Below are 15,077 nucleotides of genomic sequence, written 5' to 3' on the forward strand. Positions count from 1 at the left end.
TCTACAGTTTTTCAAAGCGAATCAATACCATTAGTAGTAGAAATAGTAAGCACTAATTGGGGTGATGACTATGCAGTTAAATTCGAGAAATACGAAAATATAGGCATACCTGAATTTATGATTGTTGATTACTTAGGACTTGGTGGAAAAAAATTTATTGGTAATCCAAAACTACCTACTATTACCGTTTGTCAATTAGAAAATGGCGTATACACAAGTAAGTAATCAAACAAAAATATTTACCATTATTACAAACTACGCGAAATAATCCTAACCCTTGCGATTGCTTCGTTTCACTCCGTTACACTCGCAATGACATTGTGTAATTAATTATGTTTAACTACTTATTTTATATAGAGACGATGATGTAGTTAAATTAAAATCATTCCCAGAATTAAAACTGACTGCAAACCAGATTTTTCAATCTGCTCACCAATGACTAACCATGGTGAGAACCCCACCAAACGGAAAAATCACCGCAATTAATACTATATTTCTATGAAAAAACCCAGTCCTGCTTGAAGAACTGGGAATTTGACTTAAAAGTTCTCAAACTTACCTATCGCCTCTTTCATCTTCTCCAACACCTCCGCCACAGCTATAGTTCCCAACTCCCCAGAAGCACGACTACGAATACTCAAGGTATTAGTTTCCACTTCCTTGGCTCCCACAACCGCCATCACAGGTATCTTTTGCTTTTCCGCATTGCGAATTAATTTACCCAACCTTTCGCCACTGTTATCCACCTCTGCACGGATACCCAATTCTCTCATTTTCCCTACCACTTCTTGGGCAAAATCTATCTGCTGTTCGGTAACTGGTAGCAATTTTGCTTGTACTGGTGCTAACCATAAGGGGAAATCCCCTGCATACTCCTCAATCAAAATCCCAATCAACCGTTCCAAAGAACCAAAAGGTGCACGGTGTATCATTATTGGACGTTGGCGAGTACCATCTTCAGCAACATACTCTAAATCAAAACGTTCTGGGAGGTTGTAATCTACCTGCACCGTACCCAGTTGCCATTCCCGCTCTAGGGCATCCTGGAAGATAAAATCAAGTTTGGGCCCATAAAATGCTGCTTCCCCAATACCTTCAAAGTGTTCCATCCCCAGGTGTTCCACAGCGCGACGAATTGCACCTTGAGCTTTTTCCCAAGCATCATCAGTACCAATATATTTATCACTATCTGGATCACGGAAACTCAATCTGGCTTTAAAATTCTTCAGTTGCAGACTCCTGAACACCGACAAAATCAAATCCACAACATTGAGAAATTCTTCATCCAACTGTTCTGGAGTGACAAATAGGTGGGAATCATCCACAGTGAAACCCCTTACCCTAGTTAAACCACCCAATTCCCCAGATTGTTCGTAGCGGTAGACTGTGCCAAATTCTGCCAGACGTATAGGTAATTCCCGATAGGAACGCAATTCACTTTGATAAATTTGGATGTGGAAGGGACAATTCATGGGTTTCATGACAAAACCCTGCTCTGCTGCTGCGGCTAACTCGTCATCCGCCATGAGGGGAAACATATCTTCTTTATACTTCTGCCAATGTCCAGATTTCTTAAATAAATCTACCTTGGCAATGTGGGGAGTCACCACAGGTAAATAACCCCGTTTTAGCTGTTCCTGTTTAAGAAAATCTTCGAGCAGACTCCGCAATAAAGTACCCTTGGGTGTCCATAATGGCAACCCTGGCCCCACAATATCAGTAAAGATAAATAATCCTAATTCCTTACCTAGTTTACGATGATCACGCCTGAGTGCTTCCTCCTTGCGACGCTTATATTCAGCTAATTGTTCGGGATTTTCCCAAGCAGTCCCATATATGCGTTGTAATTGTGCCTTATTCTCATCACCACGCCAGTAAGCACCCGCCACACTTTCTAGGGCGATCGCTTTCGGGTTCAATTCACTGGTATTCTCTAAATGTGGGCCAGCACATAAATCCCACCATTCATCCCCTAAATGATAAATGGTAATAGGTTCTTGTTTAATATCTGCCAGTATTTGTAATTTATAGGGTTCGTTAATCTCCCGAATCCTCCGCTCGGCTTCTTCACGGCTAACTTCTTCCCTCACCACGGGTAATTTCCGATTAATAATCTTTACCATCTGTTTCTGGATGGCTTTGAGATCCTTTTCCGTAAATGGTTCTGGGTTCTCAAAATCGTAGTAAAAGCCTTGTTCTATCCAAGGACCAATTGTAACTTGCGCCTTGGGAAACAGCTTCTGTACTGCCATTGCCATCACATGTGATGCGGTGTGGCGAATCTTTTTTAAGTGTTCCGACTCGCTGGTACGAGGTAAATAAATTTTTTCCGGCTGTTCCGGCTGATTGGATGATGAATTCGGCGACATCGGCTGTTGAACCATTAGCGAAGTGATTGCTGTTTACTTGTATAACTGCATCTATAAGTTTATGGCAAAAAAAGATGACCCATTTTGGCTCTCATCTAAAAATAATGAGAAATTCTCTATCCCCAGATTGTATACAAATCCTACTATGACTATTTATAATAGTTAATCTGTAATTAAAACTACAGATTATTTTAAGAGTTTAGTGTGACAGCCATAAATTAAAATGTAAAGAATTGTAAATCGCGTTAATATTAGTAAGAAACTTACCATTATGCTTGTGATTTATGGGAGACTCAGACTTATCAGAATCTAAATTGTTAAAGGACATTTTGCAACCTCTACTAGAAGATTTTCAGTATTGGTTCACGCGATCGCGTAAACTTTTAGAGGATGAACAAATTTCATTTTTGAGTGATCAAGAAAAATTGACTTTACTAGCAAAGGTCAAACAAGCACAAAATGAGGTAAATACAGCAAAAATGCTGTTTTCTGCCACAAAAGGACAGGTAGGGATTGACATGGAAACGATTATGCCTTGGCATAAATTATTGACGGAATGCTGGAATGTGGCAATGCGTTTCCGCACCCAAGATACAGACTGGCAAGCCCCAGACAGAATTTAAGTTAAAAAGTAAAAATTTATGATGATTTTTTGCAATTCCAGTCCCTATAACCAGATGAAATACACAATATAAGCATGTAGCTATATTCGAGACGAGAATATAACTATGATGTTGAGCCAATGGGAATCAAATATTTACGATAGAAGATTTTAAAACTTGCCGCCCCTGGAGGAAAATCAAAATGCTGCACCTGCTTTACATTCTCTCTTTTACAATCCTTGCTTTTATCGCCATTACTAACTTGATTCGCAATCTAGTATCCTTCAGCGTTGATCGAGAAAGAACTTCTGCAGGGCTCTCGCTCTCCAATAAAAATCGGGTAAAGCGGACTTATTCATCATCGCAGAAGGATTCGGTACTCCATCCAGAACTACTAGATAGCAAGGGTAAAGTAATTAAAGAGCCCCTTTTGGTTATGCGATCAATTAATGTTGAAGATGCACGCCAACAACTAGATGCTCTGTACAATGACTCCTCAGCACATAAAATAGAGAATCAGGAGTAAATATAAAGAAATAATGAAAGGTAAAAGATTAAATCTAGTTAAACTTTTACCTTTTTTCTTATCACTACAATTCTAGTTCTTCACAGCCATAATTCCAGCGTTTTTGACCCTTAATTGATTCAAGTAGCTGGAAAATAGTCAAGCTAAAATAAAGTGGCTGATAAATAGGAAGGATAGACTGAGGTGAATGCTCAGTATAATCATAAGCAAAGATAAAATTTACAAATTGATGATATGCCTTCTTAACTTATTTTCATATAGATATATTAATCTCTATTTTTATAATTTCTATGGCTGAAAATATGTAGAAATATATATTAAAAAATTTAATTTGACTATGGATAATCTATAAATATTAATTCTTTGACTTTTATTAAAAAATATGAACCAATATTGATCTGAATTTGTTTATTATTCGTAAAGCACTTTAATTCCAGCTAAATATTATAAATTACAAATGTAACTGAAAAAACAATATGTATTGCGAGATACAAAAAATATTTATTATTTATATTTTTCCTAGAATCTATTAGCTAATTGCCGAAGGATCAATGTCTGGGGTTGCCTAGAGTCCATGAGAAGCCTACACTTACTCAAGGAGAAGTGTAGGTGCGTCACTTCAATTGTTTAGTATTCTTTACATATTGAAACAATTAAATTGATTTGATCTTTCGTTGTAATTTGTACAATGCAGCTGTGACAAATATTTTGTCCATACTGTGGCTCTCTTGAAAAATATTCATGAGCATTTCGACTTCTGTGCTGACTGCGCTGCTACAGGTTTTACCCCACCTGCGTCCCCAGCTATATTTCAAAGCTTCTCTAACAGCCCTCTCCCACGCAATGGAAGATCAGGTTTTGGCGGCTACGTTAGAGAAGCCACTCGTGATTGCCAGCTTCCAGCGAGAGCGATTTTATCGCCAAGAGGCACATCGTTATCGGCGACTAGCGCAAAGAAGCAATCAAGTTTACGTATTATCTGCACCAGAAACAGATTTTTCCCATAGCTCTGAGTATTATGAGACAATCGCCTTTGAGCCGGATGATGCTTTAGCGCAAGAGTGGCATTTGGTGGTAATAGCTCAAAATTATGCTACTTGTCTAGTTTGTCGAGAAAGCCTAGGCTCTATTGCCAAAAATAAGCAGCAAACCCATATAACCCCCAGTATGGATACAGATACAGCCAGGAGGTTTGAAGGTATTTGGACTGCCGAAAGGGGGGTAAGCCTGAAAGCAGCAGACTTGCTCTTAGAAAGAATCTTATGGTACAGACCGGAACTATCGGCAAAAATAGAAGAGGCACGTCAAAGATTTGGGATTGATAGACCGAGGAAGGATGTAGAAATTAACCATCACAGTGAGTTTGCTTGTAATATTGACACAGATCCTTTCGTCCAACGCCTAGTTACTTATTTACAAGCGAGCCAGTATAAATTACATAAAGCATACCGTTCTATTTCCGCTCAAGCACGTAAAGAACGGTTAGTTAATTCTATTAGTAGTGCCATTCGGCGATCGCTCAATCCCCAGGAAATTCTCCAAGTAGCAGCACAAGAGTTAGGACAGAACTTAGAAGCTTGTCGGTGTTTAATTTATCGCACCCAAGCTACTGATACTCAGGCAATTATCGAACAAGAGTTTGTAATACCTGGTGTATTATCTTTGTCTGGACAAGCTTGGCAGCTGGCAAACAATCCTCTATTTCAGGATGTAGTCAATACAGGAGAAGGGGTTTGCATCTCAGATACTTTGAACGATTCTCGGATAAGTAAATCTAAGACTCTGTGGTATCCCATTGAAAAATTTGGCATTCGTTCATGGTTAATAGAACCCGTATTGTGCCAAGGACGGCTGTTGGGCATTATAGAACTGCATTATTGCAGTGATAAACCCCATGAATGGCAAGCAGGGGAATTAGATTTAGTCAAAGCGATCGCAACTTCTATTGGAGCAGCTCTAATTCAAGCCGAAGCATATGCTAATTTAGAAAAACTCAATCAGCAATTAGAAGCTCTCGATCAAACTCGTAGTAATTTAATTGCCATTACTGGACACGAGCTACGTACACCTTTATCTACCATTCAAGTTTGTTTGGAAAGTCTTTCCACTGAGCCAGATATGCCTCCAGAATTAAAGGAGATTATGCTGAGTACTGCTCTAACTGACTCAGAACGGATGCGGAAACTAATACAAGACTTCTTAACTCTTTCTAACCTAGAAAGTGGGCGGGTAGAATGGCATCCGGAATCCTTACACTTGCAAGAATGTATAGATTTAGCCCTCAGCCGGGTGCGTGCCCGTTCTGGAGCCGAAAAACTCCCTAATATTAGCGCAGAAATTTCTCCTCACATACCTTTGATTAGAGCTGATGGTGATTGGTTAGTAGAAGTTCTCGCTAAACTAGTGGACAATGCCTGCAAATTTACCCCATCCGCAGGGGCAATTACTATTAATGCCGATCACAATGGCAAGCAAATGGTAGAAGTGAGTGTGGTAGATACTGGTAGAGGTATTGAGCCAAATCGTCTAGAAGCGGTGTTTGACTTGTTTTACCAAGAAGAAGGTGCTCTGAGGCGTACTACCGGCGGAACAGGCTTAGGATTAGCTATTAGTCGCCAGATTGTGAATAACTGGGGTGGTAAGATTTGGGCGGAATCTGCTGGCAAAAATCAAGGTAGCCAGTTTTATTTTACTATTCCCATGGTTGTGGGAGAGAAGGAGGGGAAGAGGGAATGAGGGAATGAGAGAAAGAGGGAATGAGAGAAAGAGGGAAAGAGGGAATGAGTGGGGAGGCTGTCCCAATGAAACAATTTCACTATCAAGGATGAAAATAACTCTTCCTTATTCCCTAACCCCTCACACCTAACCCCTATTTTCAACTTCATCTGTATCATCCTATTACTTCTAAACACTAAAAACTGTTACAGACTATGACACGAACGCAATATTAAGTTGTGTGCAATGTTAGTATGCCGTAAAAACATTGAGTGAACAGTTTATGACACTTTCTGGAAAAACCCCATTATTTGGTGGCAGCACTGGCGGCTTACTCAAAAAAGCTGAAGATGAGGAAAAGTACGCTATTACTTGGACTAGCAAAAAAGAACAAGTATTTGAAATGCCTACCGGTGGTTCTGCTGTCATGCAGGAGGGTGAAAACCTGCTTTACATAGCTCGAAAGGAATATGGTATTGCCTTAGGTGCCCAACTGCGGAAGTTCAAAATCATGGACTACAAAGTTTACCGGATTTCGCCTAACGGAGCAAGTACTTTACTTCACCCTGCTGATGGCGTATTTCCTGAGAAGGTAAATGAAGGTCGTCAGCCAGTACGTTTTGTACCCCGTAATATTGGGGCGAACCCCAGTCCATCACAAATTAAGTTCAGTGGCAAAGCTACTCATGATGCTTAATTTCTAGCCTTGTGATGATGGGCCATAAACTATACATCAGCTAATACTATTTTCAGTACCAAGAAAGTATATATTTCTTGGTACTTTGGTTTCTGAATACTTGTATACATTCGCAAAAATTGCTATATATCAATAACTTCCACCACGGGCAATGTTCTGGGTGGCTCTTCAAAAAGTAAATTAATTTTATGATTTGCCCTGATTTTTCCCAGTTTTCTCACCTAGCTCAACAAGGTAATTTTGTCCCAGTATATCAAGAATGGGTTGCTGACTTAGATACCCCTGTATCTGCTTGGTATAAGGTGTGTGCTGGAAAACCCTATAGCTTTTTATTGGAATCGGTAGAAGGTGGAGAAAAGATAGGGCGTTATAGTTTACTGGGTTGCGATCCACTATGGGTTTTGTCCGCTAAAGGTGACTGCACTACCCAAACATATCGTAATGGTTCTCAAGCTATTTTTAAAGGTAACCCTTTTACTATTTTAAGCAATTGTCTTGCCCCCTATAAACCAGTCAAATTACCTGAGTTACCTTCTGGAATTGGTGGATTGTTTGGTTTTTGGGGTTATGAATTAATCAATTGGATTGAACCACGGGTACCAATTCATGCAACAAATGATAGTGATATACCTGATGGTTTGTGGATGCAAGCAGACCAATTGATGATTTTTGATCAAGTAAAACGAAAAATTTGGGCGATCGCTTATGCTGATCTACGCAATAATGTTGATCTAAAGGTAGCTTATCAACAAGTTTGCGATCGCGTCTCTGACATGGTGAGCAAATTATCTTTGCCTCTACCACCAGAAAAGACCATACTCAGTTGGAAGCCACCAGTTAACAATAAAACTGAAACTTACCAGAGTAACTTCACCCGCGAACAATTTTGCGCCAGGGTAAACAAAGCCAAGGAATATATTAAGGCTGGTGACATTTTTCAGGTAGTAATTTCTCAGCAACTATCAACGGAATTTACTGATGATCCTTTTACCCTTTACCGTTCCCTGCGCCAAATTAATCCCTCTCCCTATATGTCTTACTTCCACTTCCCTGACTGGCAAATTATCGGCTCCAGTCCGGAAGTAATGGTTAAAGCAGAACGAGATGACAATTATGAGATTGTTGCTACCTTACGTCCCATCGCTGGCACACGCCCCCGTGGTAAGACTCCCCAGGAAGATAATGCCTTAGCAGTGGATTTACTACAAGATCCCAAAGAAATAGCCGAACACGTAATGCTAGTAGATTTGGGGCGCAATGATTTAGGAAGGGTTTGTTCTAGTGGCAGTGTTAAAGTTGATGAATTAATGGTTGTGGAACGCTACTCCCATGTAATGCATATTGTCAGTAATGTAATTGGGAAGTTAGCACCAGGAAAAAATGCCTGGGATTTACTCAAAGCCTGTTTCCCCGCAGGTACAGTTAGTGGGGCACCCAAAATTCGAGCAATGGAAATTATTTATGAATTAGAACCTTGCCGTCGGGGTGTATATTCTGGTGTCTATGGATACTATGATTTTGAAGGACAATTGAATAGTGCGATCGCAATTAGGACAATGGTTGCCCGGAATAATACGGTAACTGTACAAGCAGGTGCGGGATTAGTGGCGGATTCTGAACCAGAAAAAGAATACGAAGAGACACTGAATAAAGCTAGAGGATTATTAGAAGCAATTCGTTGTTTACGTTGACAATTATTCTAAATTGTTAAGAAATATAACGGATACCCATATAGTGGAGGTAGGGAATGGGGAGTCGGCAATGGAGAATCGGGAATATTTTCACCCTTATTATTTCCACTTTTTTCGACTCCAAAAAATTATCAATGCCAGGTTTTAAATCTCAAACCCCTATTTCCTTGCACTTGATACAGAGAGCACAGCTTAAAAGCATTGATGAATCAATGTTTTATAGTTATTTTACAGACTTGCCATAGCTTTAACCTACAACATAAAAAATAGTTGGATTGCAGAGTATATTCACCACTAAGCACCCAAATACTTCTTCCTAGTTTCCTGTTCTTCCTGTTTGATTCCTTATCTTTAAAGTTCACGGATAGTTTTAGCTTTTCTTTCTCCAGATAGATGGCAAAGAAATACTATTGCCCAAATCCTTACTATGACTTTACTCTAAGTATCTTGAACATGAACTGTTAATTTTATTAACTAAAAGCTCATATTCCCAACATGTTTTTATATACTGGACATCATTAAGCATTGATCCCGGTGCAAATCATCACCAGAAAGATGTTTCTTAATTTAAATTCCTGTTATCGATTTAGGAGAACATTAATGATGGCTTTGTCTCAAACATCTAAATTAGACAATACCTACTCCTTGTTAACGATCAAAAGTTTCTTAATTTGGACTTTCACATTGGCAGTATGCTTGTTGGTTGTCGGTTTTCCTTTAGTTGTTTTAATGGCCACTGTCGGTTGTCTGTTAACGGTTATCTTACAATCGGTTATGCCGATGAGTGCTGTTTTGTTGGTGGCCGGTGGTTTAATATCATTTAATGTATTGGCGGTGGTGGTAGGAGCAGGATTTTTAACCGCGAAAGGAATTCATCCCAAGGAAGTCAAGTGGTTAAGCTGGTTACATGGAGAAGCGGAAGAAATGCAAGCAACTGTTTATGCAGCTTGTCCTTTAACCTGTAATATAGATTCATAAAAATCGATATTAAATTCAACAAACAGTGCATCTGCCCGGTAAAGCCGGGTTTTTGCATGTCATTCAATTTGGGATTTCTCCCATGTTTACAATTGGATATGTAAACTACCCACACTGTATCGCAAGGTCAGTGTGGGTAGTTTACTATTAACCAGTGACTAAAAATCTATGAGTAATGGCTAATAAAAAACGAGTTTACATTATTTTGGGCACTCGTCCGGAAGCAATTAAGTTAGCTCCGGTAATTCAGGTATTTCAAAACTTTTCTGGCTTAGACACCCAAGTCATTTTGACGGGACAGCATCGGGAGATGGTTGAACAGGTGATGCAACTGTTTAACTTGAGTAGCGATCGCAATTTGGAAATTATGCAGCATCGGCAATCTCTAGGAGATATTACTTGCCGAAGTTTGCAGGGTTTGGAAAAGTTATTTCAAGAACAGGAAGCAGCTTTAGTGATTGTCCAAGGAGATACCACTACAGCATTTGCTGCCACTTTAGCTGCTTTTTATCATAAAATACCCGTAGGTCACGTGGAAGCGGGTTTAAGAACTGATGATTTATTTAATCCTTTTCCAGAGGAAGCTAATCGCCGGTTAATCTCCCAATTGACTCAGTTACATTTTGCACCAACTCCTTTAGCTGTAGATAATTTGCAAGCATCAGGAGTATTGGGGGAAATTCATCTGACGGGAAACACTGTTATTGATGCCTTAATAAAAGTTGCAGCTACCGAACCAGCTTGTGATATTCCTGGTTTAGATTGGGGAAAATATCGTGTTCTGTTAGCAACAGTTCATCGGCGAGAGAATTGGGGAGAACCACTACAAGGAATTGCTGAAGGGTTTGTACAGATATTAGATAAATTTCCTGATACTGCTTTGCTACTGCCATTACACCGTAATCCTACGGTTAGAGAGCCATTACAAGCATTACTGGGTAATCATCCCCGGATTTTTCTTACAGAGCCCTTGGATTATGGAGAGCTAGTAGGAGCGATCGCCCGATCACATCTTTTATTAACAGATTCTGGTGGTTTGCAGGAAGAAGCACCTAGTTTAGGCAAACCAGTGTTAGTTTTGAGGGAAACAACAGAAAGACCAGAGGCGGTAACTGCTGGTACCGCTAAGTTAGTGGGAACTCGATCAGAGGAAATCCTTCTCAACACTGCACAATTGCTGAGTCAACCAACAGCTTATCAAGCTATGGCAAACGCCATCAATCCGTTTGGGGATGGTAATGCAGCAGAAAGAATATTACAGATTGTGCAGAATTATTTGCAAGTTGAACCAGTGTAGAAAGTCAACGGGTAGCGATGGCTAATCTGAGTGAAGCCATCATCAATAATAAACGAATGACATAATCTTCACAAAGAAGAGGCGGTATCTGGAGCTACATCAATCCCATGTCTGCCCCTTAGATTTTGGGAGCCGGATATTAAGTCATTCAGGGTTTCTATGTCAAGTCCCATGTGATCGCCAGCCTGGTTTAAAGCTTGTTGAAAACTGCTAATATCCTCCCCATAACCACATAGAGAAGCTGTAATTTTGATTCCATGTTCAGCGTTCGCTCTAGCACAGTCAATTAAATCAGTGCCAGTCAGGGGTTGGTGGGACAAATTTTCTTTAGATTCTCCCCAATAAGCGTTAATTGTCCAGGTTTGTTGGTTGTGCTTTCTTGACACTGACCAGCGATAAACCGCAGATTTGGGGTCAACCCCAATCTCAATTAACTTCGCGCCCATATAGTATTCCATCTGCTGAAAAGTCCTCTGTTTGAGCGCAGTCGGCTGGCTAAGTTCTATGGTACGAGTTAGATGCGCTTGTGTATGTTTGGTCATAATTACAATACCTGGTAATTGACATCCTCCCACCGCTAACCTCCGGTTAGCGGTGGATTCCAAAGATCACTCTTTGGGCTTCCTCTTTCTACGACTCGGCTTATTTACAGGAGTTGCCCCACTCAAACAGAGGTCGATATCTCCAGAGGCGGTTTGCGTTCCCGTGTGCCCCACGGTACGGAGTCCAATCTCGAGTATGTTTCGAGCAGCGTTATGGTCACGGTCTTGAGTATGACCACAATCAGGACAAATATGAGTTCTAGTACTGAGAGATTTTTTCACCACTGACCCACAGTTAGAACAGTTTTGGCTAGTTCCCTGGGGAAAGACAGCAACCGTTACCACCCCAAAAACTTTACCAAAATATTCAACCCATTGCCTAAACTGTGTCCATGCTGCATCACTAATCGACTTAGAAAGGTTGTCTATTCCTGATCATATTTCCCACCTGTAAATCCTCATAGGCTACCAAGTCGTGAGACTGGACTACGCACCTTGCTGTCTTCACAGCAAAGTTTTTACGTTGCCTACTTACTTTCAGATGTTTACGAGCCAATTTATTCCTAAACTTGACTCGATTTTTGGAATCTTTCTTCGTCTTAGAAAAACGGCGTTGCAACCGTTTCAACGACTTCTCACTTTTACGGAGATGTCGCGGGTTTTCAACAGTGTTGCCTTCACTATCAGTATAGAAGTGATTCAGTCCCACATCCAAGCCGATAGTTTTACCAGTTGGTTCTCGCTTCTCAACCCGTTCTTGGTTAATACAAAACTGTGCATAGTATCCATCGGCACGACGCACAACTCGTACTCGCTTAAACTGCTTTAACTGGTAGAAATGCAGGTTCCGAGTCCCCCAGAGTTTAAAGGTTCCCGATTCAAAGCCATCACTAAAAGTGATATGTCTTCTGTCTTTAAAAAGTTTCCAACCGCTAGTTTTGTATTCAACAGAACTATGAGTCTGTTCCTTCTTAAAACGGGGATAACCTTTCTTTCCTGGCTTGTTTTTCTTGCAATTCTCAAAGAACCTAGCAATTGCACTCCATGCTCTTTCAGCAGAAGCTGGCCTAGCCATAGAGTTCAATTTAGCAACCCAAGGAACATTTTCATCGGCAGCAAGAACGGCACAATAAGCACTCAGGTCGTACCTACCAATATTCCGGTTGTCCATCCAATATCTGAGGCAAGCATTACGGACAAAACGGGCAGTTCTAATGGCATTGTCCAGGGATTGGTACTGCTGTTTTGTTCCTTCCAGCTTTACCTCAAATACTAGCATCTTTACCTCAAGCTCTCGATTCATCTCGCCGTCACAATCAAAGATTGTGACGGGAGCATTCTCTCGGAATTTAGGTAAGTCAATAAAACTTTAACCCCTAGTTTTAACCATTATAGCCTTTCCACCTCAATCCAAAATCCAAAATTCCTAGGCTTCATCATAAGCTTCCAAATCCAAAAGATAAATATAGGATTCAACTAACTCCGGACGCTGAAATGCGATCGCACGAAGTAAATGCCAATCATTCAAACTTTCAAATGCATTGCTGTAGTTGTCCTGTTCCAGACGTGTAGCTAATTTCTCCACGTCTTGTGCAGTCATAGCAGCAATTTCTTTCCGGGAAATGCTCAGAGTTTTCATTATTTTCGCCCGTCCCAATAGCAGCATTGACATCCAGCATGGGTTTGGTTGCGTTCTACGCACCCACCCAATATATATTACTAATTCCAGGACGTTAATTTCGTGAAAGTTTTAAGGTATTTACACCAGAATTTGTAAAAATTCTGTTACTTATTCTTCCTGGGTAGTATAAATCACGAAATTCTGGAATAAATTTAGCATTTGTGGTCTGATTTCATGTCCCATATCAAATTCATGGTAATCAACCCCAACTCCTAGGGATTCTAACTCTGCTTTTGCCTTAATTGCTGCTGCTAGTGGCACAACTTCATCTTGTTTTCCATGCATAATTAAAGTTGGTGCTAAAGAAGTGGAATCTTCTTGCTCTAAAGCACCAGGATGTAGATATCCGCTCATACAGACTAAACCTGCTAAGGGCAACTTTAATCCCAAATCTAAGGTCATAGCCCCACCTTGGGAAAAACCACTCAAAATTGTACGCGACAAAGGAACTCCGGTGCTACTTTCTAAAGATTGCAACCAGTCTTTGAGTTTTTGACGACTTTCTACTAATCCCTCATACATATTTTCTGGTCGTAAATCATACCATTGTCTACCTATTGGAGAAGAAATATGAGGGAAAGGTGCATTGGGAAAGATAAATTGACAATTAGGTAACTGAAAAAAAGGAAATAAAGATGCCACATCTTCTGCATTAGCACCCCAACCATGTAAACAAACTATTAAAGCTGCGGGTGGTTGAGATGTGGAAGGGGGAATATCAATGACTTGTAAAGACAGTGGTTTTCTCCTGAAATGGAACTCATGTTGTTGATTTTATCTGCAAGAGAGGAATGAGGAAAGAAAATAAACCCGTTTGCTATAGATAATCTTTTGCAACTATACTTAGTTGCTTTTTCTACAAATACCTGATTTAATACTAATTATTATCAAATTATTATTTGATAATCTATCTAATTATTATCAATAGCCTATGAAGAAATAGTATTAATATCTCGACTAAAGCATAATTATTTAAAATTTAAATTAGTAAAAGCTGAATAGTATCGAGGAGTTTAATAGTAATCTATTGCAATTTCTTATTAAGAAATTGTATCATTTTGTTGTTTTTTATCAATACAAGGAAATCATGAAACGACGCAAGTTTGCTTATTTAGTTGGATTGGCAACTACTACTGGTGTATTAACGATCGCTTGTGGAGGTAATCCAAATGCCTCAAATACAGCCCAAACATCCACTGCAACTAGTCAAGCTGTGAGTAATACAACTAGTTCTTCCGGTAAGGAGCTAGTTATATATTCTGGACGGAAGGAAAAGTTAATCGGAAATATAATTAAGCAATTTGAGAAAGATTCTGGAATCAAGGTAAAAGTCCGCTATGGTGGTACCTCTGAGTTAGCCTCAGCAATTCTAGAAGAAGGAGATAACAGCCCTGCGGATATTTTCTTTGCCCAAGATGCAGGAGCACTAGGAGCGATTCAAAAAGCAGGGAAGGCTGTTAAATTAAAATCAGAACTTCTGAATAAAGTTGATGCAAAATATCGTTCTCCACAAGGTAAATGGATCGGTATTACAGGTAGAGCACGTAGTGTTGATTACAATAAAAATTTAGTTAAACCAGAAGATTTACCAACCTCGATTTTTGACTTTACCGATCCCAAATGGAAAGGGAGAATAGGCTGGGCACCCACTAATGGTTCGTTCCAGTCTTTTGTTACTGCCTTACGGGCATCAGAGGGAGATGAAAAAGCCAAACAATGGTTGAAAGGTATCCAAGCTAATGAGCCCAAGGTATACCCCAAAAATACAGCCATTGTCAAAGCACTGGGACGCGGTGAAGTTGCTGTAGGATTTGTTAATCACTACTATTTAGAAAAGCTGAAGAAAGACGATCCGAAAATGCCAGTGGCGCATCACTTTACCAATGACTTGGGCTCTTTAGTGAATGTGGCTGGGATTGCGATTCTCGGTTCCTCGAAAAAAACCGACATGGCGAATAAGTTTACTGAGTTTATCCCTC

Annotated in this window: 13 protein-coding genes and 1 pseudogene; 9 read left to right on the top strand and 5 right to left on the bottom strand. The window is 40.0% G+C overall.

The annotated features are described in order from the left end of the window. Positions 1-225, top strand: a 225-nt coding sequence (locus tag CALSC_RS00785) for a Uma2 family endonuclease (RefSeq protein WP_200817524.1), incomplete at its 5' end; no start/stop codon positions are given. 314 nt (positions 226-539) lie between these two features. On the opposite strand, the gene thrS is transcribed toward CALSC_RS00785, so the two are convergent. Continuing rightward, positions 540-2,384, bottom strand: coding sequence for a threonine--tRNA ligase (gene thrS, locus CALSC_RS00790; protein WP_088239533.1), 1,845 nt, complete (start codon positions 2,382-2,384; stop codon positions 540-542). 269 nt (positions 2,385-2,653) lie between these two features. Between thrS and CALSC_RS00795 the strand changes: the two genes are divergently transcribed. From CALSC_RS00795 to wecB, 7 genes are all read left to right on the top strand, one after another. Next, on the top strand, positions 2,654-2,992 hold the full coding sequence (locus CALSC_RS00795; RefSeq protein WP_088239534.1) for a DUF2605 domain-containing protein: 339 nt from the start codon (positions 2,654-2,656) through the stop codon (positions 2,990-2,992). A 181-nt stretch (positions 2,993-3,173) separates the two neighbouring features. Continuing rightward, entirely contained in the window at positions 3,174-3,497 is a 324-nt protein-coding gene (locus tag CALSC_RS00800; protein ID WP_088239535.1) for a DUF2973 domain-containing protein, read from the top strand. A gap of 741 nt (positions 3,498-4,238) precedes the next feature. Beyond that, the gene (locus CALSC_RS00805) at positions 4,239-6,233 is read left to right on the top strand and encodes a DICT sensory domain-containing protein (protein WP_088239536.1); all 1,995 of its coding nucleotides are present in this window, start codon (positions 4,239-4,241) and stop codon (positions 6,231-6,233) included. A 262-nt stretch (positions 6,234-6,495) separates the two neighbouring features. Further along, complete coding sequence (locus tag CALSC_RS00810) at positions 6,496-6,909, top strand: photosystem I reaction center subunit II PsaD (RefSeq protein ID WP_088239537.1); 414 nt, start codon at positions 6,496-6,498, stop codon at positions 6,907-6,909. 188 nt (positions 6,910-7,097) lie between these two features. Beyond that, complete coding sequence (gene trpE, locus CALSC_RS00815; protein WP_088239538.1) at positions 7,098-8,600, top strand: anthranilate synthase component I; 1,503 nt, start codon at positions 7,098-7,100, stop codon at positions 8,598-8,600. 603 nt (positions 8,601-9,203) lie between these two features. Continuing rightward, a complete protein-coding gene (locus CALSC_RS00820; RefSeq protein WP_088239544.1) occupies positions 9,204-9,578 on the top strand; it encodes a hypothetical protein in 375 nt (124 codons plus the stop codon). Positions 9,579-9,753: 175 nt separating this feature from the next. Further along, positions 9,754-10,875: a non-hydrolyzing UDP-N-acetylglucosamine 2-epimerase gene (wecB, locus tag CALSC_RS00825; RefSeq protein ID WP_088239539.1), complete on the top strand. Its 1,122-nt coding sequence runs from the start codon at positions 9,754-9,756 to the stop codon at positions 10,873-10,875. Between the two features lie 68 nt (positions 10,876-10,943). Here wecB and CALSC_RS27200 read toward each other — a convergent pair whose 3' ends face one another. The 4 genes and pseudogenes from CALSC_RS27200 to CALSC_RS00845 form a co-directional block, all read right to left on the bottom strand. Further along, positions 10,944-11,417, bottom strand: a complete 474-nt coding sequence (locus CALSC_RS27200) for a hypothetical protein (RefSeq protein ID WP_088239545.1) — start codon at positions 11,415-11,417, stop codon at positions 10,944-10,946. 66 nt (positions 11,418-11,483) lie between these two features. Further along, a pseudogene (locus CALSC_RS00835) lies at positions 11,484-12,696 on the bottom strand (RNA-guided endonuclease InsQ/TnpB family protein). A gap of 147 nt (positions 12,697-12,843) precedes the next feature. Continuing rightward, positions 12,844-13,056, bottom strand: coding sequence for a protein IsiD (isiD, locus tag CALSC_RS00840; RefSeq protein ID WP_088239540.1), 213 nt, complete (start codon positions 13,054-13,056; stop codon positions 12,844-12,846). 150 nt (positions 13,057-13,206) lie between these two features. Further along, positions 13,207-13,836 (bottom strand): alpha/beta hydrolase, encoded by a 630-nt coding sequence (locus CALSC_RS00845; RefSeq protein ID WP_088239541.1) that lies wholly within the window; start codon positions 13,834-13,836, stop codon positions 13,207-13,209. Positions 13,837-14,185: 349 nt separating this feature from the next. On the opposite strand from CALSC_RS00845, the gene CALSC_RS00850 reads away from it, so the two are divergent. After that, the coding region (locus CALSC_RS00850; protein ID WP_088239542.1) for an iron ABC transporter substrate-binding protein at positions 14,186-15,077 on the top strand (892 nt) is incomplete at its 3' end.

Source organism: Calothrix rhizosoleniae SC01 (genome assembly GCF_900185595.1).
GTDB lineage: Bacteria > Cyanobacteriota > Cyanobacteriia > Cyanobacteriales > Nostocaceae > Calothrix_A > Calothrix_A rhizosoleniae.

Excerpts from the sequence above, each read along its gene's own strand:
- thrS (WP_088239533.1), bottom strand. The coding sequence starts at position 2,384 with ATGGTTCAACAGCCGATGTCGCCGAATTCATCATCCAATCAGCCGGAA.
- CALSC_RS00795 (WP_088239534.1), top strand. The coding sequence starts at position 2,654 with ATGGGAGACTCAGACTTATCAGAATCTAAATTGTTAAAGGACATTTTG.
- CALSC_RS00800 (WP_088239535.1), top strand. The coding sequence starts at position 3,174 with ATGCTGCACCTGCTTTACATTCTCTCTTTTACAATCCTTGCTTTTATC.
- CALSC_RS00805 (WP_088239536.1), top strand. The coding sequence starts at position 4,239 with ATGAGCATTTCGACTTCTGTGCTGACTGCGCTGCTACAGGTTTTACCC.
- CALSC_RS00810 (WP_088239537.1), top strand. The coding sequence starts at position 6,496 with ATGACACTTTCTGGAAAAACCCCATTATTTGGTGGCAGCACTGGCGGC.
- trpE (WP_088239538.1), top strand. The coding sequence starts at position 7,098 with ATGATTTGCCCTGATTTTTCCCAGTTTTCTCACCTAGCTCAACAAGGT.
- CALSC_RS00820 (WP_088239544.1), top strand. The coding sequence starts at position 9,204 with ATGGCTTTGTCTCAAACATCTAAATTAGACAATACCTACTCCTTGTTA.
- wecB (WP_088239539.1), top strand. The coding sequence starts at position 9,754 with ATGGCTAATAAAAAACGAGTTTACATTATTTTGGGCACTCGTCCGGAA.
- CALSC_RS27200 (WP_088239545.1), bottom strand. The coding sequence starts at position 11,417 with ATGACCAAACATACACAAGCGCATCTAACTCGTACCATAGAACTTAGC.
- isiD (WP_088239540.1), bottom strand. The coding sequence starts at position 13,056 with ATGAAAACTCTGAGCATTTCCCGGAAAGAAATTGCTGCTATGACTGCA.